This window comes from Fibrobacter sp. UWB16 (assembly GCF_900215325.1).
Classification (GTDB): domain Bacteria; phylum Fibrobacterota; class Fibrobacteria; order Fibrobacterales; family Fibrobacteraceae; genus Fibrobacter.
This window is the reverse complement of sequence record NZ_OCMS01000001.1, coordinates 335,456-358,294: the sequence shown is the minus strand read 5'-3', so window position 1 is coordinate 358,294 and position 22,839 is coordinate 335,456. Positions and strand designations below refer to the sequence as shown.

At 48.4% G+C, this 22,839-nt stretch carries 17 protein-coding genes; 8 read left to right on the top strand and 9 right to left on the bottom strand.

The genetic code is table 11. From position 1 onward, the window contains the following. Position 1: 1 nt before the first annotated feature. Together CRN95_RS01540 and CRN95_RS01535 are read right to left on the bottom strand one after the other, a co-directional pair. Entirely contained in the window at positions 2-316 is a 315-nt protein-coding gene (locus CRN95_RS01540; RefSeq protein ID WP_088630258.1) for a YbjQ family protein, read from the bottom strand. A gap of 145 nt (positions 317-461) precedes the next feature. Next, positions 462-1,217, bottom strand: coding sequence for a hypothetical protein (locus tag CRN95_RS01535; RefSeq protein ID WP_097019911.1), 756 nt, complete (start codon positions 1,215-1,217; stop codon positions 462-464). Between the two features lie 204 nt (positions 1,218-1,421). Here CRN95_RS01535 and CRN95_RS01530 point away from each other — a divergent pair, with 204 nt between their 5' ends. Continuing rightward, positions 1,422-3,833: an ATP-dependent helicase gene (locus tag CRN95_RS01530; protein ID WP_097019910.1), complete on the top strand. Its 2,412-nt coding sequence runs from the start codon at positions 1,422-1,424 to the stop codon at positions 3,831-3,833. A gap of 5 nt (positions 3,834-3,838) precedes the next feature. On the opposite strand, the gene CRN95_RS01525 is transcribed toward CRN95_RS01530, so the two are convergent. Then, a complete protein-coding gene (locus CRN95_RS01525) occupies positions 3,839-4,999 on the bottom strand; it encodes an RluA family pseudouridine synthase (protein WP_097019909.1) in 1,161 nt (386 codons plus the stop codon). Between the two features lie 21 nt (positions 5,000-5,020). Beyond that, the gene (locus CRN95_RS01520) at positions 5,021-6,676 is read right to left on the bottom strand and encodes an NAD(P)/FAD-dependent oxidoreductase (protein ID WP_088659781.1); all 1,656 of its coding nucleotides are present in this window, start codon (positions 6,674-6,676) and stop codon (positions 5,021-5,023) included. A 105-nt stretch (positions 6,677-6,781) separates the two neighbouring features. Here CRN95_RS01520 and CRN95_RS01515 point away from each other — a divergent pair, with 105 nt between their 5' ends. Then, a complete protein-coding gene (locus tag CRN95_RS01515; RefSeq protein WP_073424584.1) occupies positions 6,782-8,266 on the top strand; it encodes a DUF1846 domain-containing protein in 1,485 nt (494 codons plus the stop codon). 212 nt (positions 8,267-8,478) lie between these two features. After that, entirely contained in the window at positions 8,479-8,871 is a 393-nt protein-coding gene (locus CRN95_RS01510; protein WP_097019908.1) for a YkvA family protein, read from the top strand. A gap of 39 nt (positions 8,872-8,910) precedes the next feature. Here the strand turns inward: CRN95_RS01510 and pdxT are convergent, their stop codons facing one another. Then, positions 8,911-9,507 carry a pyridoxal 5'-phosphate synthase glutaminase subunit PdxT gene (gene pdxT / locus CRN95_RS01505; RefSeq protein WP_369832963.1) on the bottom strand — a complete coding sequence of 199 codons (597 nt, stop codon included), beginning with the start codon at positions 9,505-9,507 and terminating at the stop codon, positions 8,911-8,913. A 27-nt stretch (positions 9,508-9,534) separates the two neighbouring features. Next, on the bottom strand, positions 9,535-10,413 hold the full coding sequence (pdxS, locus tag CRN95_RS01500) for a pyridoxal 5'-phosphate synthase lyase subunit PdxS (protein ID WP_097019906.1): 879 nt from the start codon (positions 10,411-10,413) through the stop codon (positions 9,535-9,537). A gap of 354 nt (positions 10,414-10,767) precedes the next feature. On the opposite strand from pdxS, the gene CRN95_RS01495 reads away from it, so the two are divergent. Further along, positions 10,768-12,183, top strand: coding sequence for a PLP-dependent aminotransferase family protein (locus CRN95_RS01495; RefSeq protein ID WP_097019905.1), 1,416 nt, complete (start codon positions 10,768-10,770; stop codon positions 12,181-12,183). Between the two features lie 230 nt (positions 12,184-12,413). Then, on the top strand, positions 12,414-14,699 hold the full coding sequence (locus CRN95_RS01490) for a fibrobacter succinogenes major paralogous domain-containing protein (protein WP_097020278.1): 2,286 nt from the start codon (positions 12,414-12,416) through the stop codon (positions 14,697-14,699). Positions 14,700-14,852: 153 nt separating this feature from the next. On the opposite strand, the gene htpG is transcribed toward CRN95_RS01490, so the two are convergent. Continuing rightward, positions 14,853-16,739, bottom strand: a complete 1,887-nt coding sequence (htpG, locus tag CRN95_RS01485; protein ID WP_097019904.1) for a molecular chaperone HtpG — start codon at positions 16,737-16,739, stop codon at positions 14,853-14,855. A 699-nt stretch (positions 16,740-17,438) separates the two neighbouring features. Between htpG and CRN95_RS14725 the strand changes: the two genes are divergently transcribed. Continuing rightward, on the top strand, positions 17,439-17,603 hold the full coding sequence (locus tag CRN95_RS14725) for a hypothetical protein (RefSeq protein WP_159462251.1): 165 nt from the start codon (positions 17,439-17,441) through the stop codon (positions 17,601-17,603). A 512-nt stretch (positions 17,604-18,115) separates the two neighbouring features. After that, positions 18,116-19,033: a PD-(D/E)XK nuclease family transposase gene (locus tag CRN95_RS01475; protein ID WP_097019902.1), complete on the top strand. Its 918-nt coding sequence runs from the start codon at positions 18,116-18,118 to the stop codon at positions 19,031-19,033. Between the two features lie 100 nt (positions 19,034-19,133). Here CRN95_RS01475 and CRN95_RS01470 read toward each other — a convergent pair whose 3' ends face one another. After that, positions 19,134-19,976 (bottom strand): undecaprenyl-diphosphate phosphatase, encoded by an 843-nt coding sequence (locus CRN95_RS01470; protein WP_097019901.1) that lies wholly within the window; start codon positions 19,974-19,976, stop codon positions 19,134-19,136. 53 nt (positions 19,977-20,029) lie between these two features. Here CRN95_RS01470 and CRN95_RS01465 point away from each other — a divergent pair, with 53 nt between their 5' ends. Further along, positions 20,030-20,755, top strand: coding sequence for a polysaccharide deacetylase family protein (locus CRN95_RS01465; protein ID WP_097019900.1), 726 nt, complete (start codon positions 20,030-20,032; stop codon positions 20,753-20,755). On the opposite strand, the gene CRN95_RS01460 is transcribed toward CRN95_RS01465, so the two are convergent. Beyond that, entirely contained in the window at positions 20,752-22,764 is a 2,013-nt protein-coding gene (locus CRN95_RS01460) for a M23 family metallopeptidase (RefSeq protein WP_097019899.1), read from the bottom strand. The two genes, CRN95_RS01465 and CRN95_RS01460, sit on opposite strands and share 4 nt — an antisense overlap. Positions 22,765-22,839: the final 75 nt, after the last annotated feature.

Here is a 22,839-nt window from a genome sequence, read left to right as displayed (position 1 = left end):
CCTATTTCTTGAAGCGGACTGCTGTGCCGTAGGCGATAATTTCTGCGGCATTAGCCATTAAGGCGCTTGTGGAATAGCGAACATTCACGATGGCGTCTGCTCCAATCATGGTGGCTTCGCTGATCATGCGCTCAGTTGCCTTTTGGCGTGCTTCGTTCATCATTTCGCTGTAGCCACCGATTTCGCCACCGATAATAGTCTTGAGCCCGGCAAAGATATCACGGACAACGTTCTTCGAAAAAACGATACTCCCTTTGACAAGCTGGATCGTTTCGATTTCTTTGCCACTGATGTAGTCTGTGTTTACAATAATCATTTTTCCTCTTCATTTGCCTATTTTAAGACATTTGTCTGTTATAATATACACTTTTCAATTGTGAATGAAATTGTATATCGCAAAAACCCCTGCACTTTTAGGGTGCAGGGGTAAGGAGGGTTTGTTGAGGAAAGAATAGAATGAATTAGAAACCGAAATAAATTCCCAAATGAGGCGTGAAATTGATTCCAGAGAATACGTAATCCAACTGTGTCACCTTGGAAGCTTTGTCGTGGTCTCTGGAGTAGCCACCGATTCCGAAGGCGTTGGTTGTTATATCAATTCCAGCGAGAATACCCATGGATCCTAGAACCTGATAGCCGATAATGAAGTCTCCGCCAATGGTTGCATCAACATATATGGCGGCTGGCATAAATGTTTCATCCTCTATATAGGCTTTACCGTTAGCAAATTTTACATCGACGCCGCAAATGAAATGGAAGGCAACGATTAGATCGTTTGAAACCGGGGCAAAGCCCAACCCTAATTTCGCGTTGAGATCAAAACCTTTGAATTCGATTTTATCGTCGAAAAAGTCGTCTTTTAGGTCACCGGTAAAATAGCTTGCTCCTAAGCCAAATAATGTGGAATATCCACTTTCTTCGGTCTTGTAGCGAGTCCAACTGAGCTGGAATCCAAGGGTATTCCATTCATGTTTGTCGGATCGGACTTCCCAGGTTTCGGATTCGATGGGAAGATTAAAATTATAGCTATGAATCGTTTTGAGGTTGCGTAATTTTTGGCTAGGTGCTGGTGTCGCAACTTCTTGTGTTGTTGTTATTGTAGAATCCCCTTTTGGGGGGATTGCCGATCTTTCGGTAACTTGGGGAGTTTGCGCAAACAACGATGCGCAATACATAATAACAGAAATAGCCACAGTTTTGGAGAGCTTCGTAAACATATTTGCCTCCTTGGCTAAAATTGTGGTTTTATCATTGCTCCGTTTCTAAATATACCTCATTACTTACGAAAAACTTAAGAAAAGTTTATAGTAATATTCCAATGTAGAACGGTGGGGTAAAAAACGCATAAAACTTGACGGATTTCTGTAAATAGATTACTTTTTGTGCAGTAAAACAGATGTTCACTACAAGGCGGTTCGCATATGGAAAAAAGCCCGAAAAGCGAAAATGTTGAAAACTCCCTCGAATGGGAGCGTTCCCGCCTGGACAAGGAACAGCTTGAGGCGGTCGAGACGACCGAGGGCTATGTGCGCGTGGTGGCGGGTGCTGGGTCTGGCAAGACCCGGACGCTCACGCACCGCTATCTGTATCTCGTGAAGGAGATGGGCATTTCGCCTGCGAACATTCTCTGCGTGACGTTCACGAACAAGGCTGCTGCCGAAATGAAAAAGCGCATCCGCTCGATTCTGGGCGGCAACGACAGCGGCTACATTTCGACGTTCCACGGCTTTTGCGTGCAGTTCTTGCGCGAAGAAATCCATGTTCTGAATTACCCGAAGGAATTTATGATTTTGGACGAGGACGACCAAAAGTCGCTTTTGCGCAAGGCGTATGCGGATTTGGGGCTCTCGCTCAAGGACTTGAAAATCAGCAGTGTCCTTGATTTTGTGGGTGGCCGCAAGGCGAATGATATCGGGTATGTGTCGCTGTTTGCGGAACACTTGGCGGATGAGGAGAATGTATCGGCTGCCGGGAATGCGCCGGCGGTTGAAAACGAGAAATGCGAGCATCTGGTGGAGCTTGCGGACGAGGCTCCGGACAAGTGGATGGCGGTTTATTACCGCTATCTGTACGAGCAAAAGAAAAATTACGCGCTCGATTTTGACGATTTGATTCTGGTGACGCTATATATTTTGGAGAATTTTCCGGAAAAGCTCGACAAGTGGCGCAAGCGCATGATGTACGTGATGGTCGACGAGTACCAGGACATTGACGGTCAACAGTATCGTTTGGCGGATTTGCTTTCGAGTTACCACAAGAACCTGTTTGTGGTGGGCGACCCGGACCAGACGATTTATGGCTGGCGCGGTGCCGATATCAATCGCATTTTGGAATTTGACCAGTTCCATAAAGGCACAAAGACGATTCTGTTGCAGAACAATTACCGCTCGACGCCGAGCATTTTGAAGGTGCCGGACGCGGTCATCAAGAACAACAAGTACCGAATCGAGAAGGTCTTGAGGCCGGTCCGTGCAGGCGGCAAGACTCCTGTTTTTTACCATGCGAAGAACACGCGCGAAGAAGCAAAATGGATTGTGGAGCGCATCCAGAATGCGGTACAGAATTCTGTGAAAAATGGCGCGGGTGGTGTGCATTACAAGGATATTGCGGTTTTGTACCGTATGCATTCGCAGTCGCGCTCTGTCGAAGAGGCTCTGATGTCGGAGTCTATCCCTTATAAGGTTTATAGCGGTGTAGGCTTTTATCAGCGCAAGGAAATCAAGGATATCATTTGCTATTTGCGAATGCTTGTGTATGCCGATGACTTGTCGTTTATCCGGACGGTGAATACGCCCAAGCGCCAGTTCGGGCCGAAGAAAATGGCAATTTTGCAGGCGTTTGCGGATACGCGCAAGGTCGGACTTTACGAGGCGTTGCTTGAAATTGTGTACGAGGCGGGGCGCTTGAACGATGTGGCGCCTGATGTCACGACGCAGGCGGAACTTTCGTCGGTTGGCAATGACCATCGGAAAATCGATTTTGACTGCAAGGAATTCTTGTCGAGAAGCAATGTCGTTGAATACGTGAAGCTGATTGAAAAGTATCGCTCGCGTTATAAGGATATGCGCGTTTCGGAATTGCTTTCGAAGATGCTTCGCGAGACGAAGTACGAGGAAATGCTTCGTCTGGATGGCGATGAAGACCGCTTGGACAATCTCGCAGAACTCAAACAGGGGATTCTTGAATTCGAGAATTACTACGAAGAAGATGCTTCGCTGGATGAGTATTTGCAAAACATCGTGCTGTTCACGAATGCCGATGAAGATGTGCAGGAAAAGGACCGCGTGCAGCTCATGACGATTCACAATGCGAAGGGCCTAGAATTCCCGTATGTTTTTGTGTGCGGCTTGAACGAGGGCTTTTTCCCGGTGAAGCGCGTGCAGAACAAGATTCAGCTCGAAGAAGAACGCAGGCTTGCGTATGTGGCTTTCACGCGTGCCGAAAACGTACTTTGCCTGAGCGACGCCGAGGATGGCGTGGCGGGCGAGAGCGGGTCACGCTATCCGTCGAGATTCTTGCTCGAGATGGACATGGGCGAGCTTGATGTGGCGCGTGGATTCTCGGACGATTTGCTTTTGGCGGCACGAGATTTTATTGCAGAAGCGGACCGCAATCGCGACTTGATGAACGATTTTGATGAAGACGAGAGTCTTGGCGCGGTAAAGAAAGCGCCTACGGCAGAATTTGCGGTAGGCGATCGTGTCGTGCACAAGATTTTTGGAATCGGGACCGTCAGCGGTGTCGATAAAAAGAACTTCTGCTACGAAATTACTTTTGACAAGTTTGCGACCCCGCGCTCGATTCAGTTCGATTTCCCGCTAGTGCGTGCTTAGCTCTTTTATCGTCTGCTTCTTTGGAAGTTGTTTTCAGGACGCTCGTAACGCATCGGCTTGAGCTGCTTGATGACATCGCGGAGTTCCTTGGGGAGTGGGCAATCGAAAACTTTGTGTTCTCCTTGCCAATCGAATTCCAGGCGGCAGCTGTGCAAGAATAAGCGGTTCAGACCGAACAGCTTTTTGACTTCGCGATTGAGCGCGAAGTCGCCGTAACGCGTATCGCCGAGAAGCGGATGCCCGATGCTTGCGAAGTGGGCGCGAATCTGGTGCATGCGGCCTGTTTCGAGCTTGATTTTCACAAGATCGTAGCCTTCGTAATGCTGCTTGACGCGGTAATGCGTGATGGCTTTCTGTGCGTTTTCGTCATCTTGGCCGACGAGCATCTTGCTGCCCTTGGCGCTGTCTGTGCGCAGGAGCGATTCGCTGATGGTGCCGCGGTCTTTCTTGAGATTGCCTTTGACGAGCGCAAAGTAGAACTTGTCTACGACATGTTCACGAATCATGCGGGTGAAGTCGCGGAGCGTGTCGCCGTGGAGAGCTGCAATGATGAGGCCGGAAGTTTCTTGGTCGAGGCGGTGGGCGATGGTCGGCTTGAAATCGAGACCTTCGTTACGTCCCCATTCCCAGAGGTATTCCACGAGGCTTTCGCCTGGGCGCGTGCCGCTGCCCGGCTGGCTTGCGAGTCCCGAGGGCTTGTTCACAATCACGTAATCTTCGGTTTGTACGACGAGGTCGAGCTCGTGAGCTCCCCAGTGCGCCTGCTTTTCGGCACCTGTGAGGTGGCGGCCCCAAGTGGACTTGTTCTTGGCGAAACCTGTTGCACTTTTTGCATCGGGGCGTTGCGGGGTGGCCCCGCTCGAAGGGGTAGCGGGAGCCGCTTCGGCGGCGGAAGCGAGGGGAAGGCTTTCCCCATTTATATTCCTCTCGTCTTTCGTCTCTCGTCTCTCGTCTGATTCGCTTACGGATTTGAAGTTCTCGTAAATGTTGACCACGTCGCCTTCGACGAGCATCTGGTTTGCCTTGCCGACAACGCCGTTTACACGGACTTTCTTTTTGCGGATGACTGCGAAGAACACCGAGAGCGATTCTTCGGGGAATGCCTTGCGGAGGAAACGGTCAAGGCGCATGTTTGCAAAATTGCGATCGATAGTACGTGTAATCATTTTTAGTTACTAGTTAATGGTTTACTTGCATTTTTTGGCGTAGTGTGCAAGTCGTACGCCGTCTGCGGCACTGGTGACGATTCCGCCTGCGTAGCCAGCTCCTTCGCCGAGGACGAAGAGCCCTTGGGTGTTTACGCTTTCGAGTGTTTCGTTGTTGCGCGTGATGCGGAGCGGCGAACTGGTGCGCGTTTCGGGGGCGACAATCAGGCCTTCGTTGATGAATCCCGGAATTTTGCGGTCAAAATTTTGGAAGCCTTCGGCGAGACTTTGACAAATCGTCTTGTCCATCCAATCCCACAGATTGCTTGGCACGAGTCCGCAAGGGTAGGTGGTTTTGGGGAGCGTTTTGTCTTCGCGGTGGGCGAGGAAGTTCTTGATCGTTTGCGCGGGAGCGGCGTAAACTTTTCCGCCGACGTTGTAGGCGTCTGTTTCGATTTTTCGTTGCAAGTCGAGACCGCCAAAAAGCGAACCGCTTGAAGGAATGTCAAAGCCTTCGGCGCCTGCAGTAATTGGGACGGCGATGGCCCCGTTAGCGAATGCACCGTTGCGTCGGCTATAGCTCATGCCATTTGTCGCAAGCGTTCCCGGTTCTGAGGCACATGGCACAAGGACTCCGCCGGGGCACATGCAAAAGCTGTAGGCGCTTGAAGTCTTGTTGATTGTCGGCGTGGCGAGGAAATATTCGGCGGCTCCGGTGAGTCTTGTATCGACGTTCAGCCCGAGCTGTCGCATGTTGATGAGCGACTGCGGGTGTTCAACGCGGACGCCCATGGCGAACGCCTTGCTTTCGAGAGTCACGCCGCGAGCGTGGAGCATCTCGTAAACGCTACGTGCGGAATGCCCGACTGCAAGGACCAGCGCTTCGCACGGCTGCCAATGCGATTCCGCGATCCCTGCGCCCGCACTTGTCATTCCCGCGCATGCGGGAATCTCCCTTAGCTTGATTGCGCAAATTCGCCCATCCTTGATTTCAATATCTTCAAGGCTCGTGTTGAAATGGATATGCCCGCCGAGGCGGACAATCTCGGCGCGGACTTGACGCAACATGAGTACAAGTTTGTCTGTACCAATGTGCGGCTTTGCAAATGTGACGACGCTTTCGTCAACGCCAAAGTCTACCATGTCCTTGAGTACGGTTTCGCTGAACAGGTTGCGACTGCGGGTGTTGAGCTTGCCATCGCTGAATGCACCAGCTCCACCTTCGCCAAATAGCACGTTACTGTAGGCGTTGAACTTGCGGTCTACAAAGAATTTGCGGATGTCGCGAAAACGTTCTTCAACTTGCTTACCTTGTTCGTAGATGTCGACAGAGAACCCTTTGCGCAAAAGATGTAGCGCAGCCCAAAGACCGCTAGGCCCTGCTCCAATCACGTCCACGTGGCTTGCCATCGCTACAGTGTCTTTTAACGGTTCTGCATCGAGGCTGCGAATCTCGCGCTTGGATTCGATGAGCCCGCGGGCGTTGTTCCCCGTCGCACGGACTTTGCGCTTCAGGTCGAAAACGACATTATAGGACCAGTGCAAGTCGCCTTTGCGTCTGGAGTCCAGCGAAAAGCGTTCGACTTCGAGATTGAAGATTTCTTCGGGATTCACTCGGAGCGTCTTGGCGAGCGCAAGACGGACTTCGCCTTTTTTTTCAAGGGCGACAGCGAGTTCTCTGTAGCGATATGTAAACATGTATGCCACAAATTTAGAAATATGGCAAAAAAATAGTTTTTTGGACTTGAGATAGTGGTTTACATTTTTTTATAATTGTGAAAACCCTAAAAATGGTAGTGATATATGTTTAAAGTTGGTTTTGATAACGATGCTTATCTAAAAACTCAATCTGAAAAAATTCAAGAACGTATCTCTAAATTTGGTGGAAAACTTTATCTTGAATTTGGTGGAAAACTTTTTGATGACCATCATGCAAGTCGCGTTTTGCCGGGCTTTGCTCCTGACTCCAAAATCCGCATGCTTGAAAAGCTCAAGGATAAGGCCGAAGTCATCATCGCCATCAATGCTGGCGACATCGAAAAGAACAAAGTTCGCGGCGACTTGGGCATTACCTACGATCAGGACGTCCTTCGCCTGATTGACGCTTTCCGCGGTTATGGCCTTTACGTGAGCAGTGTGGTGCTGACCCGCTGGCAAGAACAGCCGAGTGCTGTCGCTTACCAGAAAAAGCTCGAAGGTCTCGGACTCAAGGTCTATCGCCATTATCCGATTGCCGGTTATCCGAGCAACATCCCGCTCGTGGTGAGCGATGATGGTTATGGCAAGAATGAATTTGTTGAAACTTCTCGCGAACTCGTGGTGGTAACCGCTCCGGGTCCGGGTAGTGGAAAGATGGCTGTCTGCCTCTCGCAAATTTATCATGAAAACAAGCGCGGTGTCAAGGCTGGCTATGCCAAGTTTGAAACGTTCCCGATTTGGAACATCCCGCTCAAGCACCCGGTCAACCTTGCATACGAAGCTGCAACGGCCGACTTGAACGACGTGAACATGATTGACCCGTTCCATTTGGAAGCTTACGGCAAGACGACGATTAACTACAACCGCGACGTCGAAATTTTCCCGGTGTTGAACGCTCTCTTTACGCGCATCCTCGGTGAATCTCCGTACAAGAGCCCGACGGACATGGGCGTGAACATGGCTGGCAACTGCATCGTTGATGATGCCGCTGTTTGCGAAGCCGCTAATGCTGAAATCATCCGCCGTTATTACAATACGCTTTGCCAGGTCCGCAAGGGCAATGCCGAAAAGGATCAGGTATACAAGCTTGAACTTGTGATGGAACAGGCTCACATCAGCGCTAAGGACCGCAAGGTTGCTGTCGCCGCTGTGGCAAAGGCTGAAGAAACGAACGGTCCGGCAGTCGCTATTGAACTGAACGACGGTACGATTATTACGGGCAAGACTTCTTCGCTTCTCGGTGCATCTTCTGCTATGTTGCTCGATTCTCTCAAGCACTTGGCTGGCATCCCGGACGAAGTCCGCTTGCTTTCTCCGATGGTGATTGAACCGATTCAGAACCTCAAGACGATGCAGCTTGGTCACAAGAATCCGCGCTTGCACATGGACGAAGTCCTCGTGGCTCTCTCCGTTTGCGCTCTGACGGATTACAATGCAAAGATTGCGCTCGAAAAACTTCCGGAACTCCGCCATTGCGAAGTCCACTCCAGCGTGATTCTTTCGCAGGTTGACGTTGGTGTGTTCCGCCGCCTCGGTGTGAACCTCACGTCTGAACCGAATTATCAGACGAGCAAACTCTACCACGGGTAAAGAACGTCCGCTAATCGGCGCAATACTGCGTTGCTCGCCCCCTCACGTACGTTTTAGTACGCTACGGGGGACTCGCGCCTTGTCTTGCTTGATTATCAAACGTTCTTTGTTTCGCAAAGCAAAAACTTTACTAAAGATTATCGAGAAATCGGTAGTCTTTTTCTTTTTGTTTGTATATTTAAAAAGTAATTTGATTAGAAGGATGGGTTTGAATGGCTAATGGTAAAGTTTACGATGATGTTGAAGTTCACGATATGAACGATATGCATCGTGATAGGCGTAGTGTGAAAAAGGGGGATGAACAGAATAGCGCTCCTGTTGTCTGGAAAGCGCTTTCTGTAATTATTGCTATGCTTGCGGTGGTTTACGATTTGTCTCCGATTGATGCTGTTCCCGATACGATTCCGCTGTTTGGCTGGCTTGATGATGTTGGCTTTACGGTGATGGCCGCTCTCAATGCTTATCAGCAATTTGCCAAAGATCAGAATTCCATGGTTGTTCGTCTGGCGAAGTATGTCAAGTGGATGATGGTGGCTTTTATTGTGCTGGCGGGTGTTGCCGTTGGCGGTCTTATAACGGCGATAATCGCACTCGTTACGCACTAATTATTGCATTGTCATTCCGGCCTTGAGCCGGAATCTCCATTAAGCAGCTTTCTTTGCTTGCATTCGATTCGCTTTCACAATTTCCTCCACGAAATATTGATGCACTCGTAAATTGCTATTGAGTTCTGGGTGGAACGAAATAGCGAGTTGATTCTTGTATCGCACAGCGACAATTTGATTTTGAACGGTCGCGAGAATTTGCACATCCTGGCTTGCGCGCTGTATGAGTGGCGCACGGATGAATGTCATCGGAATTTTTCCAATACCCTCGAAATTTTCTTCGGTGTAGAAGCTTCCGAGCTGTCGGCCGTAGGCGTTGCGTTCTACGGTGACGGGCGTTGTTGCAAAATACGTGTGACCGTCATTGCTCAATTTCTCGGCAAGTAGAATCAATCCTGCGCAAGTTCCCAAAGTAGGGAGTCCGCTTTCAATGCGTTCGCGTAAAGGTTCAAAAAGTCCGAGTTCCTGCAAGAGTTTTCCTTGCACGGTGCTTTCGCCGCCGGGTAAAATGAGCCCATCGAAATCTTGTTCGAGGTCTCGCAACTGGCGGATTTCAAACGTTTCAACGCCGAGCTTCTCAAGGATCTGGCGGTGCTCAGCAAATGCACCTTGTACGGCGAGTACGCCGATTTTGATGTGGTTGTTTGTTTTGTTTTCGCTCATTTACTTTCCTCGTTCAGCCATTAAAAGTGCAATTTCGTTTTCGTTGATGCCGACCATCGCTTCGCCTAAATCTTCGGAGAGCTTGGCAATGAGTTTGGCGTCCTTGTAGTTTGTGACGGCTTGCACGATCGCGGCGGCACGCTTGGCCGGATTGCCGGACTTGAAAATACCTGATCCGACGAACACGCCTTCGGCACCGAGCTGCATCATGAGGGCTGCATCGGCGGGCGTGGCAACGCCACCTGCAGCGAAGTTCACGACGGGGAGGCGCTTGTGGTCATGAACATATTTCACGAGTTCGTACGAAACTTGCAATTCCTTGGCTCGGTTGAAAAGTTCGTCTTCGCGCATGGACGAGATGCGTGCGATTTCCTGGTTCATCAGGCGGATGTGGCGGACGGCTTGCACGATGTCGCCTGTTCCCGGTTCGCCTTTGGTGCGGATCATGGAAGCGCCTTCTTCAATGCGACGGAGTGCTTCGCCAAGGTCACGGGCTCCGCAGACGAACGGCACTTTGAATTCGTGCTTATTGATATGGAATATATCGTCAGCGGGGGAGAGCACTTCGCTTTCGTCGATATAGTCAATTTCGATGGCTTCCAAAAGTTGCGCTTCGACAAAGTGACCGATGCGGCACTTGGCCATCACGGGGATGGAAACGGCGTCTTGGATGCCCTTGATCATCTTGGGGTCGCTCATGCGCGAGACTCCGCCTGCGGCGCGGATGTCGGCAGGGATGCGCTCGAGTGCCATGACGGCGGCTGCACCGGCGGCTTCTGCAATTTTTGCCTGTTCCGGGGTGGTCACATCCATGATGACTCCACCTTTAAGCATTTGGGCGAGATTCTTGTTGAGTTCGTAGCGATTTTCTGTAGACATTGGGTTCTCCTTGTTTTGAGTGTCATCCTGAGCGTGGTTCGACAGGCTCACCAACCTTAAAAGATCCCTGAGCTTGCCGAAGGGCTGCGTTAATGACTCTAGTGCTGTTTTTTTCTTGTTTTCGAGGCATAATTTACGCTTTTTATTGATATTATCAAATATTCAAATTTCTATTATTTTAATAGGTTCAGTTTAATGTCAGTTTGTGGTCAGTTTTTTCAAAAGGAAAGTTTGATAATGCAAGAACTTCGCATTGTAAAAACACTCGAAACGGTCCTCGCTCGTTATAATAATGATGTCATGCCCGATTTATTCGGGCATCGCCTTTCTCGTTAGATTAAAAGGATTTCCCTAATGCTCTCATACGATATTTCAAAAGCGGGTGATGACACTCTTTACCATTTCCTTTATCGCTCCATAAAGGACGATATTCTGTCGGGCCGTCTGGAGGCGGATGCGAAGCTTCCGTCGAAGCGTCCGTTTGCCAATGTGTTGGGCGTGAGCGTCGTGACGGTGGAAAATGCGTACGAGCAGCTTTTAGCGGAGGGCTTCATTTACTCTCTTCCGCGTAAGGGCTTTTTCGTTGCGGTGATTCAATCCAAAAATCCGCAGATTCTTCCCAAGCCTGTTCCGACCAAGCAATCCCGTGAGTCGCAACGCGTTGAAACGCCTAAGGCTCTACATTACATTGCCGATTTCGTCAATAATCAAGTAGATGCTTCGACGTTCCCGTTCTCGACGTGGGCGAAGATTACGCGAAAAGTCCTCTGCGAACAGCAAAATGAACTGCTGACTCGTTCGCCAAATTCAGGAGTCCTTGCTCTCCGAAAAGCGATCGCCAAGATGCTCTTGGAGTTCCGCGGGATGCGCGTGGATCCGGAGCAGATTGTCGTCGGTGCTGGAACAGATTGCCTTTACACTTGGCTTGTGCAACTATTGGGCTTTGATAAAAAGTACGGCGTAGAAGATCCCGGCTACAGTAAAATTTCTAAAATTTACCAAAAGCTAAATGTTGTTTGCAATTTTATCCCGCTTGATGAGCATGGCGTTCGCATAGACCAGCTTGAAGAAACTTGCACGGACGTAGTCCATCTTTCGCCATCGCACCACTTCCCGACAGGGAAGGTGATGCCTGTGAGCCGTCGCTATGAACTTTTAAGCTGGGCTGCAAAATCTAGCAACCGCTACATTGTCGAAGATGAATACGATAGCGAATTTCGCATGGTGGGCCGCCCGATACCTGCGTTGCAGAACATTGACGTGCAAGACAAGACGATTTATATAAATTCATTTTCTAAAACGCTTGCCTCTACAGTGCGTGTGGGTTATATGATTCTTCCGAAACCGCTTGCGAAAAAGTTCTGCGAAGAGTTCTCGTTTTACACTTGCACGATTTCAAATCTCGTGCAGTATGTGCTTGCAACGTTCATCAGTGGCGGACATTACGAAAAGCACATCAACCGAATGCGCAATTTTTACCGCCACCGTCGCGATACTCTGCTTGATATCATCCGTCGCAGCCCGCTTCATGACCGCGTTGAAATCGCTGAACAAGATGCAGGTTTGCACTTTATTCTAAAAGTGAAAACTACGCTTTCCGATGAAGAATTTTGCAATCGGGCTCTCGAAAAAGGCGTACGCATCGGGGCACTTTCGGATTATTACACGATGGCAACACCTTCGCAACATGAATTTGTCATCAACTATTCCTCCGTTCCCGAAAAACAGATGAAAAAGGCTATTTCTCTGCTTGAAAAAATTGTGGAATGAGATTTTCTTGCTTTGTCACCCCGGATTTATTCTCTTTGACCACTTATGCTTTGACGCTTTGCGTCAGCATCTTCGGCTCAATTATGACAGTCTGCAAGCAGCCTGTCGCGACACTCGCCTTGAATGCAACTAGCATTTATGTGGTCATGATCCGCGAATGGGGACGGGATCGCCTTTTTAAATCCTCAAATTACTTATATTTACCTCAAATGTATGGGGAGGAGATGTTTATGAAAATGTTTGCTAGGTTTTTGCCGTTCTTGCTTGTGACGGCTATGTCTGTCTTTACCGCCTGCGGTGGTGATTCTGGCAGCAATGCTGATTCAGAAGAACCGGTGTCCAGCAGTGCCGTCAAAAAATCGAGCAGTAGCAAGGCGAACTCCTCGTCAAGCAAAAAAGTTTCGTCTAGTTCTGCAAAGTCTTCTTCGTCCGCGAAATCGTCATCAAGTGCGAGTGGCTCCAAGGCCATATACGACGAGAAGAATAATACCATGAAGGACCCTCGCGACAACAAGACCTACAAAACCGTGAAAATCGGCGATCAGGTCTGGATGGCGGAAAACTTGAATTATAATTCGTGCTTTAGCTATTGCTATGGTGAAGATCCTTCATACATGCAAAATAGTAACTCTGGCTTATGCAATAAGTACGGTCGTCTTTACAAGTGGGAAGCTGCAACGGAGGCTTGCCCTGGCGGTTGGCACTTGCCCTCTAAGGACGAATTTGAAACCTTGATCCAAACAGTCGGCGGTAGCGATAATGCGGGGATAAAGCTCAAGTCTGTTGACGGCTGGAAATTTGAGAAAAAAGAAACGGTCGGAACGGATGAGTATGGTTTTTCTGCCCTCCCTGGAGGCTACAGAATGGAATATGATTTTAGTGGTTATGTCTCTCAGAATGTTAAATCGTACGATTTTATTGGTGACAAGACTGCGGCGTATTTCTGGAGTTCTACGGAAGATATTGAATCATCGACTAGGCTTGATGGCAATAGGATTCTGGTTGATCACGCGATCAGCATGTCTTTGGATAATCGTTACGCATCGGCTGATATTGGGGGCGAGCCGATGGATAATGCATTGTCCGTCCGCTGCGTTTTGGATTCCAGAACTTCGTCTAATGAAAAGTCTAGCAGTAGCAAGGCAAAGTCTTCGTCTAGTGCAAAGTCTTCTTCATCTGCGAAGTCCTCTTCATCTGCGAAATCGGGAAGCTCTGTGGCTGTGCCAAAAGGCTGCAAAACTTCAACCGAAGATAATTGCGAGTATGGCGAGCTGGTGGATGACCGCGACGGACAAACTTACAAGACTGTGAAAATCGGTGACCAGTGGTGGATGGCCCAGAATCTGAATTACAGAAGAGAGGCAAAATACAAAAACGATTATTGCTATTGTTACAATAATTCAAAAGATAATTGCGATAAGTTTGGGCGCTTATATGTATGGGATGCAGCTGCGGACGCTTGTCCCAAGGGATGGCATCTGCCTTCCACAGCGGAATGGAAAACCTTGATTGACTCAGTGGGGGGCGAAAAAGTCGCTGGCATAACACTCAAGACGAGTGACTGGATCTCCAGTGGCGAGGCAACGGATGCTTTCGGTTTTTCCGTGCTTCCTGCAGGTTTCAGGGACTGGGTCTACCAAGACGATTATTACGAGGAGGGGTATCAAGCGCTCTTTTGGAGTTCTAATGAATATGAAAACAGTAGTGGATGCGTGTATTTTCAGAGTGTGTATGATGGTGCGGATATCCGCTCTGGAAACAAAGACGACGGCTATTCTGTTCGTTGCGTGATGGATGTCGAACCTAAAATTATAGAACCCCCGGTTATTATAGTGCCCGAGGCAAAAGCCTGCAAAACAAAAACTAAAGATGAATGCGAATATGGCTCGCTAACGGACTCCCGTGATAAACAAACTTATAAAACCGTGAAGATAGGTTCGCAGATTTGGATGGCTGAGAATCTTAATTTTGAGACGGATAGTTCCTATTGCTTCAATGACTCCGCTAAGTACTGCTCCAAGTACGGTCGCCTTTACACTTGGGCCGCAGCAATGGACAGTGCTGGCGTATGGAGTGAAAACGGCAAAGGCTGCGGTTATCAAAAAACGTGTACACCCACCTATCCAGTGCAGGGGGCGTGTCCCAGTGGCTGGCATTTGCCTACGAAGGCTGAATATGATACTTTGTTTGCCGCAATTGGCGGCTCCGAGACTGCAGGTGAAAAACTCAAATCAACTTCTGGTTGGTCTGAAGGCGGTAACGGTACGGATGATTATTCCTTTTCGGCGTCGCCTGCTGGATACAGGTTTATCAATGGAATATATCCCATTTACAGCGAGATTGGCTATCTCGGGGTTTTGTGGACGTCTACAGAGGCTGAAAGCGATGAGTGGTGCGATGAGACTTGCAGAAGAGTCGTCGCGTGCAATGTGTCTTTGACAAGCTTAAACGATGATTCATTTGTGGGCAACACGGGTAAGGACAATGCATTTCCAGTCCGCTGCGTCAAAAATTAGCAAGCCGAGTGTCGCGGGAAAGCTTGCTTTCCCATGACCGAGGCGAAGCGATTTGCACTACGAAGTAGTGCAAAGACTAGCAAATCGAGTGTCGCAGAAAAGCAAAAAAGGCCGCGATTAATCGCGGTCTTCTTGATGGTGCATAGCGCGTAATTACTTGACAGATGCAGTCAGTAACTTTGTAATCGCGGACACGTATTCAGCCGGGTTCGGCAGCGGAGAACCTTCGGCAAGCAGAGCCTGGCCGTAGAGGGCCTTCGGCCAATCGCCCAAATCATCACCCGCTTCAGCCTTCTTCTTGAGCATTTCGCAAATCGGGTGCGTCGGGTTGATTTCCAAGATGCGCTTGCTCTTCGGCAAGTTCTTCTGGCCCATCGCCTTCATCATGCGTTCCATCTGGGCGCTCATGGCGTCTTCGCTGGTCACAAGGCAGCAGGGGCTATCCTTCAGGCGGCTTGACACACGGACTTCCTTGATGTCTTCGTCGAGGAGCTTCTGCAGGTTTTCGCAGAGGCCCTTGAAGATACCCTTGTTAGCTTCTTCAGCCTTCTTTTCGTCTTCGGTCTTTTCGAAATCCACGTCGCCGCGGGCGATGTCGTGGAACTTCTTGTCGCCGAATTCCTGGAGGCTAGACATCATGAATTCATCTATGCCGTCGCTCATGAGCAAGACTTCGTAGCCCTTGGCCTTGAAGGCTTCGAGCATCGGGTTGCTCTTCACGGCATTCTTGTCGCCAATGAGGTAGTAGATTTCCTTCTGGCCTTCCGGCATGCGCTTCACGTATTCGTCGAGGCCCACGAGAGCATCACCTTCCGTCTTGGTGCTTTCGAAACGGAGCAACTTCTTGAGTTCGTCAAGATGTTCCCAGTTCATGTAGAAGCCTTCCTTAAGGACCATACCGAGTTCGCGCCACCAGGCGTTGTACTTCGCGGCATCCTTGTCGGCCATGTTCTGCAAGGCGTCGAGCACCTTCTTGATGACATGCTTACGGATGTTGGTGATAATCTTGTTGTTCTGCAAGATTTCACGGGACACGTTCAGCGGCAAGTCTTCGCTATCGACCACACCGCGCACAAAGCGGAGCCAAGGCGGCAGCAAGTCCTTGCAGTCGTCCATAATAAAGACTTTCTTCACGTAGAGCTTGAGGCCGTGCAATGCGTCGTTGTGCCAAATGTTGAACGGAGCCTTCGACGGAATGTACACGAGGCTCCAGAATTCCTGTGAACCTTCAGCGTGGCTGTGACTCCAGGCAGCCGGTTCGTCAGCTTCGTGGCTGATGACGTTGTAGAAGTCCTTGTACTGTTCTTCGGTGACTTCCTTTTCGCTCTGGCGCCACAAAGCGGTCTTGTCGTTCAAACGTTCTTCGGGCTTTTCTTCAAGTTCGCCCTTGTCGTTTTTCGTTGCTTCCGGGTGGAAGTAAATGCCGTAGCTCACAAAGCCGCTATACTTCTGGACGATGTCCTTGATCTTCCATTCGCTCGCGAAATCTTCGGCGTCTTCGTCGTCCTTGAGGTAAAGCGTAATCTTGGTGCCCACCTTGTCGAGCGGTGCTTCAGAAATTTCGAAATCGCCCGTGCCTTCGGAAGCCCACAGGTAACCCTGCGTCTCGCCAGCCTTGAGCGTCAAAACTTCGACCTTCTTTGCGACCATGAACACGGAGTAGAAACCCACACCGAACTGGCCAATCAAATCGACACTGCCTTTGTCGCCATCCTTGAGGTTCTTGATGAAGTTCTTGGTGCCGCTACGGGCGATGGTGCCCAAGCAGTTGATCAAGTCTTCCTTGTTCATGCCGATACCGTTGTCTTCGACAACGAGGCGCTTGCCTTCCTTGTTCACCGAAATATCGATGCGCAACTGCGTGCCCACCGGGAGGAGGCTGGAGTTCGAGAGCGAGAGGAAACGACGCTTGTCGAGAGCATCCGCTGCGTTAGAAACAAGCTCGCGCAGGAAAATTTCCTTGTTGCTGTAAAGAGAATTGATCATCAAGTTCAGCATGTCGCGAACTTCGGTCTGGAACTCCATCTTTTCTGTTGCCATTTTAATCTCCTGTTAAATTTTTAAGCAATCCCGCAATTTTGCCGTTTCAAATTGAAACTAAAGGGCGGTTTTGTTTTGTTTCCGCGCTAGTATATGCAAGAACCGTGCCAATTGAGACGAGCGACTAGAGACGAATGAACGGGTATGCGACTATGTCATGCCGGACACCGTTCCGGCATCGCCTTGTTTTATGGTTATTGTAAATGTGACTATAAATAGGATAATGAGGGGGAGGAATCCCCCTCGCTTCTGCCGCCAGCGGCATACGCTACCCCTACTGCGGGTCTCAGACGCCGACCCGCAACGCCCGGCTTTCCCGCGCACCTGTTTAAATTGCTATTGCCAAAAAAAAAGCCTGATAAGGCTAAAATGTTGGTTACGATTTGGGAGATGTATCTCGGTATCGCTTCCAGAAATCGTCCGCAGACTTTTCGGGACTCCTAGGTAGACGGTCCCAGAGTTCTCTATTCTCGCGACGCAGATGGTGATTTACCACCATCAAGCGTACGAAACAGATGAGAACTAGGATTGAACTAATGACGTCAAAAAAACGATGTGTTTTCCATGATTAGAAATCTAACTTTTTTTTTGATGTGTAATCAAAATTCATTTTTCTATTTTATTAGAGTTTAATCTAGGAACGTCTTTTAGTATAGCGACGATGGAGGATGATAATTGAAATATTTAGGTCTTATAATCATGATTTGGTGCTTAGTTGAAATAATAAAAACAAAAAGAGCAGGAATGTGTGGATCGTATGTAACAAAAGAAAATGACCCAGCAACTTATTATGCGTATGTTGTATTTGTTGCTTTGGGCGTTATATTAGGCTTTTTTTGTGTACTTGGTTTCTTTGAATCTTAAGTTTTAACCTAGCTCAAAAAAGAGTCCCTATAAGACTTTTTTCTTTTTTTTTCTCGTAGATTTATTTTCGTTTTTTAGTTTTTATCTTATTCCAAAGAAGTATAAAAAGATTTTTTTTGAGTTCTTCTTTGCTAGGATTCTTTATCTCGATAATTATCGACCCAATTTCCATAGCTAAAGACAGTAAATATATCCCTATAAAGAAACTTTTTTCTATAAAATTTAACGGAACATTCAACAAGAATAGAGTTCCAATAAGAACAGTCAATATCAAAAAACTCACAAAATTCCTTTAGTAAAATGGATTTATTGCTTTAACATCTCTCAAAAAGAGCACCTATAAAACCTGCTTTTGAATATACCTATTTTTACAGGTTCCGTGAGCTCGTGTAATCCAATAGTTGACAAAATAAACGATTTCGCAAACAACCGATTGCAAAATTTTCAAAGTTTCACTTTTGAAAAATTTTCCGTTGTAGATTAGAACCTCCAAACTTAATGGAGGTATTATTATGACACGAGATGAATTTTTCGCCATGGTCAAGGATCTTCACGAACATCCTGAACATTTGGCGGAATATCGAAAAAACTACATGAACGTTTATCCTTTCAGCGATGGCATTTTTAAGATGCTCATGGCAAACGAAGTAAAGCCCGAGCGCACGGTAAAATTTCTGAACGCCATGCTGGATTTGAACGGAGAAAATGCCATTAAATCTTTTACCTTTGGAGTTCCCGAGAATCCCGGAGTTCTTAATGACAAGACTGCGATTTTCGACATATACGGAACTACAGAAGCGGGCAATCCAGTTCTTATTGAAGTTCAGCAGAATTTCAACACCCTTTTTGTCGATAGGCTTATCTACTACACGTCACGTGTGATTTCGAGAACCGTCAAAAAATCGCAAGATTATAACTTGCCGCACATCTACGTGCTTTCGATTTTGACCGAAAACCAGTTCCCATTGGAGAGAAATACTTACCTGCACCATTCCCAACTCGCACGAAATCGCCATTTCTTTTATGAAAAATTGGATGTTTATTTCGTGGAAGTGGAAAAATTTTTTGCAATTGATGATCGAACGGAGCCCGAACAGCGGGAAACAACAAATAGGGCGGAAATGCTTCGAATTTTCCGAGCTGTTCTCGAAGAAAAGGAGATTCCTGCAGAAAAACTGACTAGACTTCTTGACAAGGATTTTGTCAAAGATGTATCTTTGACTGGGTACACAGATGAAACTCTTTTGAATGAGGTTGACGGAATGACGAATTTACTTTACGAGAAACAAGGGGCTTACCTGCAAGGGAAAGATGATCGAGGTCGTGAAGATGCTCAACTTATGGTCGATTCCGGTATTCTGACTCCTGAAAAAGCTGCGGAGCTCTTCAAAGTTCGTAAAGAAGACATTCATCCTAGAAATGGCAAATAAAGAGTCTTGCTTAACAAGTTTCTTTTGAATACCAAATTTTTTCTAAAACAAAAACGCCCGCTCACAATCCTGTGAACGGGCGCTTTGCATATAAAGTCTATTACAGCAAAATCAATCCGAGAATGCCGACCGCCCAGACGTACCAGGCGAAGTGCTGGAACTTGCCCTTTTGGACAAAGTTCATGAGCCACTTGAGGGCTATGATTCCAAAGACAAATGCGACAATCATGCCGACCAAAAGTTCCGGGGTGAATCCGCCGGCATCAACGCATTTCAATGCCTTTTCTGGATCGAGAATCATTTTTTCGGGAGTCATGCTCTGGCACTTAATCCACTTGATGCAATCGAGGAGGGCTGCGCCGCCAACGGCCGGAATGCTCATGAGGAAACTGAATTCGCCGGCGTACTTGCGGTTCACGCCCATGAACATCATGGCGCTGATGGTCGAACCGCTACGGCTGATGCCCGGGATGCAGGCGATGCCCTGTACGGTGCCGGTCACGAGTGCGCGCCACCAGTTCATCCTGACGCCTTCGTTATTCGGGTGCTTGGCGCCGGTCGGGCCCCACTGCGATGTGAAAAGCAAAAGACCGGTGAAAAGTTCTGCAACGCAGACTGCGCGCGGGTTTTCAAACAGGCTTTCGAGTGCGTCCTTGAAACCGAGGCCGATCATGGCTGTCGGGATGCTCGCGAGAATGATATAGCCTGCTTCGCGGAGCTGGTCGCGGTCACGGCGGAGGCAACCGACGATGATGTCCGTAATCTTCTTGTGGAACACCACGAAGATCGAAAGCAGCGTGCCTGCGTGGAGCATGATATCGAAGAACATGCCTGCTTCGTTCATGCCTAAAAGTTCGTGCCCGAGCACTAAATGGCCAGAGCTGGAGATGGGGAGGAATTCGGCGAGGCCCTGCAAAAGGCCGAGAATGATAGATTCGAACATAGTAAGGTAAATGTAGTAAATTAGTTGGCTGAACTATTACTATCTTCACAACCATGTGCAAGCGTTTTCTCCTTTGTTTTCATGATTTTAGCGTCTGGAACTACCAGAAAGTGACCCCGATTCTTGAAAAACTCAAGGAATTGGTTGGAGGCCCTTTTAGCTTACTCGTGATTCCAGATACGGAAAACGCTACGGACGAAGCTGTTGAAAATTTCCGCGTGGCTCTCGTGAAGCTTAAGTCCGAAGGTTTTGAACTTGCACAGCATGGCTTTAAGCACAAGGCAGAATTCAGCCAGGGCCGCAGCTATGCGGGGCTTGTGGGCATGAACCTCACGGGTGGCGAGGCTGAATTCGCTGGGCTTTCCGAGTACGAATCGAGCCGCCTTTTGCAAGCGGCTCTAGATTCTTGGAAAAAACTATTCGCAGATGAAAACGGAAATGCGGATGCGCCAATTGCGTTTGTTCCGCCAACGTGGTTTAGTAACAAATTCTTGCCGGGTCAAGTCCGTGCAGAAAAAATGTTGTACGAAGACCGTTTTTCGCTTACGACTGCCGAAGGTGTCCGCTATGCATCGCCAGTGGCGAGCTTTGCAGGCATCCCGAAGTCAACGGAAAAGGCTGCGTTTGTCTATGCCGAAGGCATTTTGAAAATCCCGTTCGGCGTACCGCGTATTGCCGTCCATCCGGTGGATTTCCCGCGCCTGAACGACAAAATTCGTGACCTCATCCGTCTTGCGCTCGGCTGCAAGCGCCGCCTCACGCTTTATCGCGATCTTTAAAATCCCGGAACGGCAATCTCTTTTTTGATTTTGCGCTTGGAATCGTCCGTGATTTCAAGCGTAATTGTTTCGCCTGCATCGGGGAGTGCATCGCCAAGGATGATGATCTCTCTTGGTTCAGAATCGTATTCGGCGGCAATCCACTTGTTCTTGTACTTGACGTTGATGGCGTTTCCGTCTGGAATTCCGGCGTATTTAGAATAAAGCGGAATCTTAAGAGCGGATTGGTACATGCCTCCGACGAGAGTTTCTGCCCAATAGGGGAATCCGAGTGAAATACCGTCTTCATCCGAAATGTTAGCGAGATCTCTAAGTTCGTTTGTCGTAGCGCAACGGTTCTTACCTCCGGTCTGCTTTTCGAAGTAGAACCAACGGCGAGTCGTTTCGCCAAGCCAGTAGAGCGGTGCTGGATTGTCTTCGTTTTCAATACAAACGTTCCACTTGCCATAGAATTGCAATCCCTTCGGATGGAATTCGTAAAAATCAATGCTGTCGGTCTGGTTGCGCGTAACGGCGAGGACTCGTTGTGATGTGTCGCCGACAACCGGAATACCCGAAATTTTCTGTGAAATTTTAACGTTGCCTACTTTAGTATACCAGTTGATGCTGGTTTTGTATTTGCCATAGGGGTAAATTGAAATAAGTTCATTTAAGCTGCGTCCGGTACCTGTGGCGGCGGCATCTGCGCTATATCGGATGAATCTTGTTTCGGGGAACGTCTCGACGATTTTTCCAATCGGGAGCGGCTTGTTGTGGTCAAATATTTTGCAGAGGTCGTTGTTGATCACTTGCTCATCTTTATTCAGGGCTGTGAATTTGTATCCAGATTCGCAACGATAAATGTCAAGCATGCTCTTGCTCAAGAAAGTGTATAGCGGAGTGTTCTGGTATTGCGTGAGGATGATTTTCCCGTTATCCTTGCAGGACTGATGGAAGTTGAATTCGCGCTTGATGATGTGTCCGCTAAAGTCTTCGATTTCGAGCCTGTATGTGGAGATGGGACCAAGCTTTGCGTTAATGTAATGCCAGTCGCCTGCAGTGTCGGCTTCTTCGGCCCAAAGGAGCTCGTTGCGGATATCGATCATCTTTTTATAGCTGAGGGTATCCATAACTTTGCTGTAAATTTTTTCGTCGTAGCGCCACATTTCCAAACGGCGGATGGCCATTGGGTTTTCCTTGGGCTCACGGCTATAGTCGGCAATCTTGATGGCCATGGACAAGTTAAACTCGTTTTTGACGGGCGTTTCAACGCAGCCGTTACGGAGTGAGTTGTCTGTAGTGAGGGCTAGTTCATTGCCTTGCCATACGGCAACTCCGAAAATTTGCGGTGCGATGGTGTCGAGGCATTTGACGCCGAGCTGACATGGCGAAGTGATGTCGTCTTTGTTCAGGCGGACTTCAAGATGCAAATGGGGATTCCCGATGCCGGTACTTCCCGCGAATGTGAGTGTGTCGCCTTTGCGAAATCTGGTGTTCGGCTTGATGGAAATGTCGTTACTCTTGGTGGCGTACTGCTTTTGCTTGATCTGGTCTTCTATGGCAGGCGTGAAGCTGCTTTGGTGGGCGAATACCCAGGTCTTGCCGCTTTCGCCTTCGAAGAACATGACTTTACCATAACCGAATGGCGAAGTCTTGATTTCTCTGACATAACCATTTTCTGGAGCGTAGATGGGCCAGCCTTCTTCCATTTGCGTGGAGTAGTCGATGCCGGCATGGTAACGCGTGCCGCGATTTTCACCAAACGAGGATGTCAAATAAGCATCGCGTTTGAAAGGATCGTACGAAAAAGGTTCTACGTACGATTCGGAAATCAGTTCCGGTGGTGGGGCGGCTTTTTCTGAAAAATCCGTGTTGTCAAGCTTTGCTCCTCTTTGAACTGCAATGCAGTCCTCATAGGCGAATGCGTCCATCTTGGATGCGTCGCAGACGGTGTTTGAACCTGTGCCGGCAAAGCTAAAAGCACACCCGGCGGAGAGTAAGAGTGACGAAATTTTTGTAAGCCTGACCATAGTGTTGAATAAAATACAAAAATATTATTTTATAATGACAGGGTAAAAACAAAAAGACCCGCTTTTTAGCGAGTC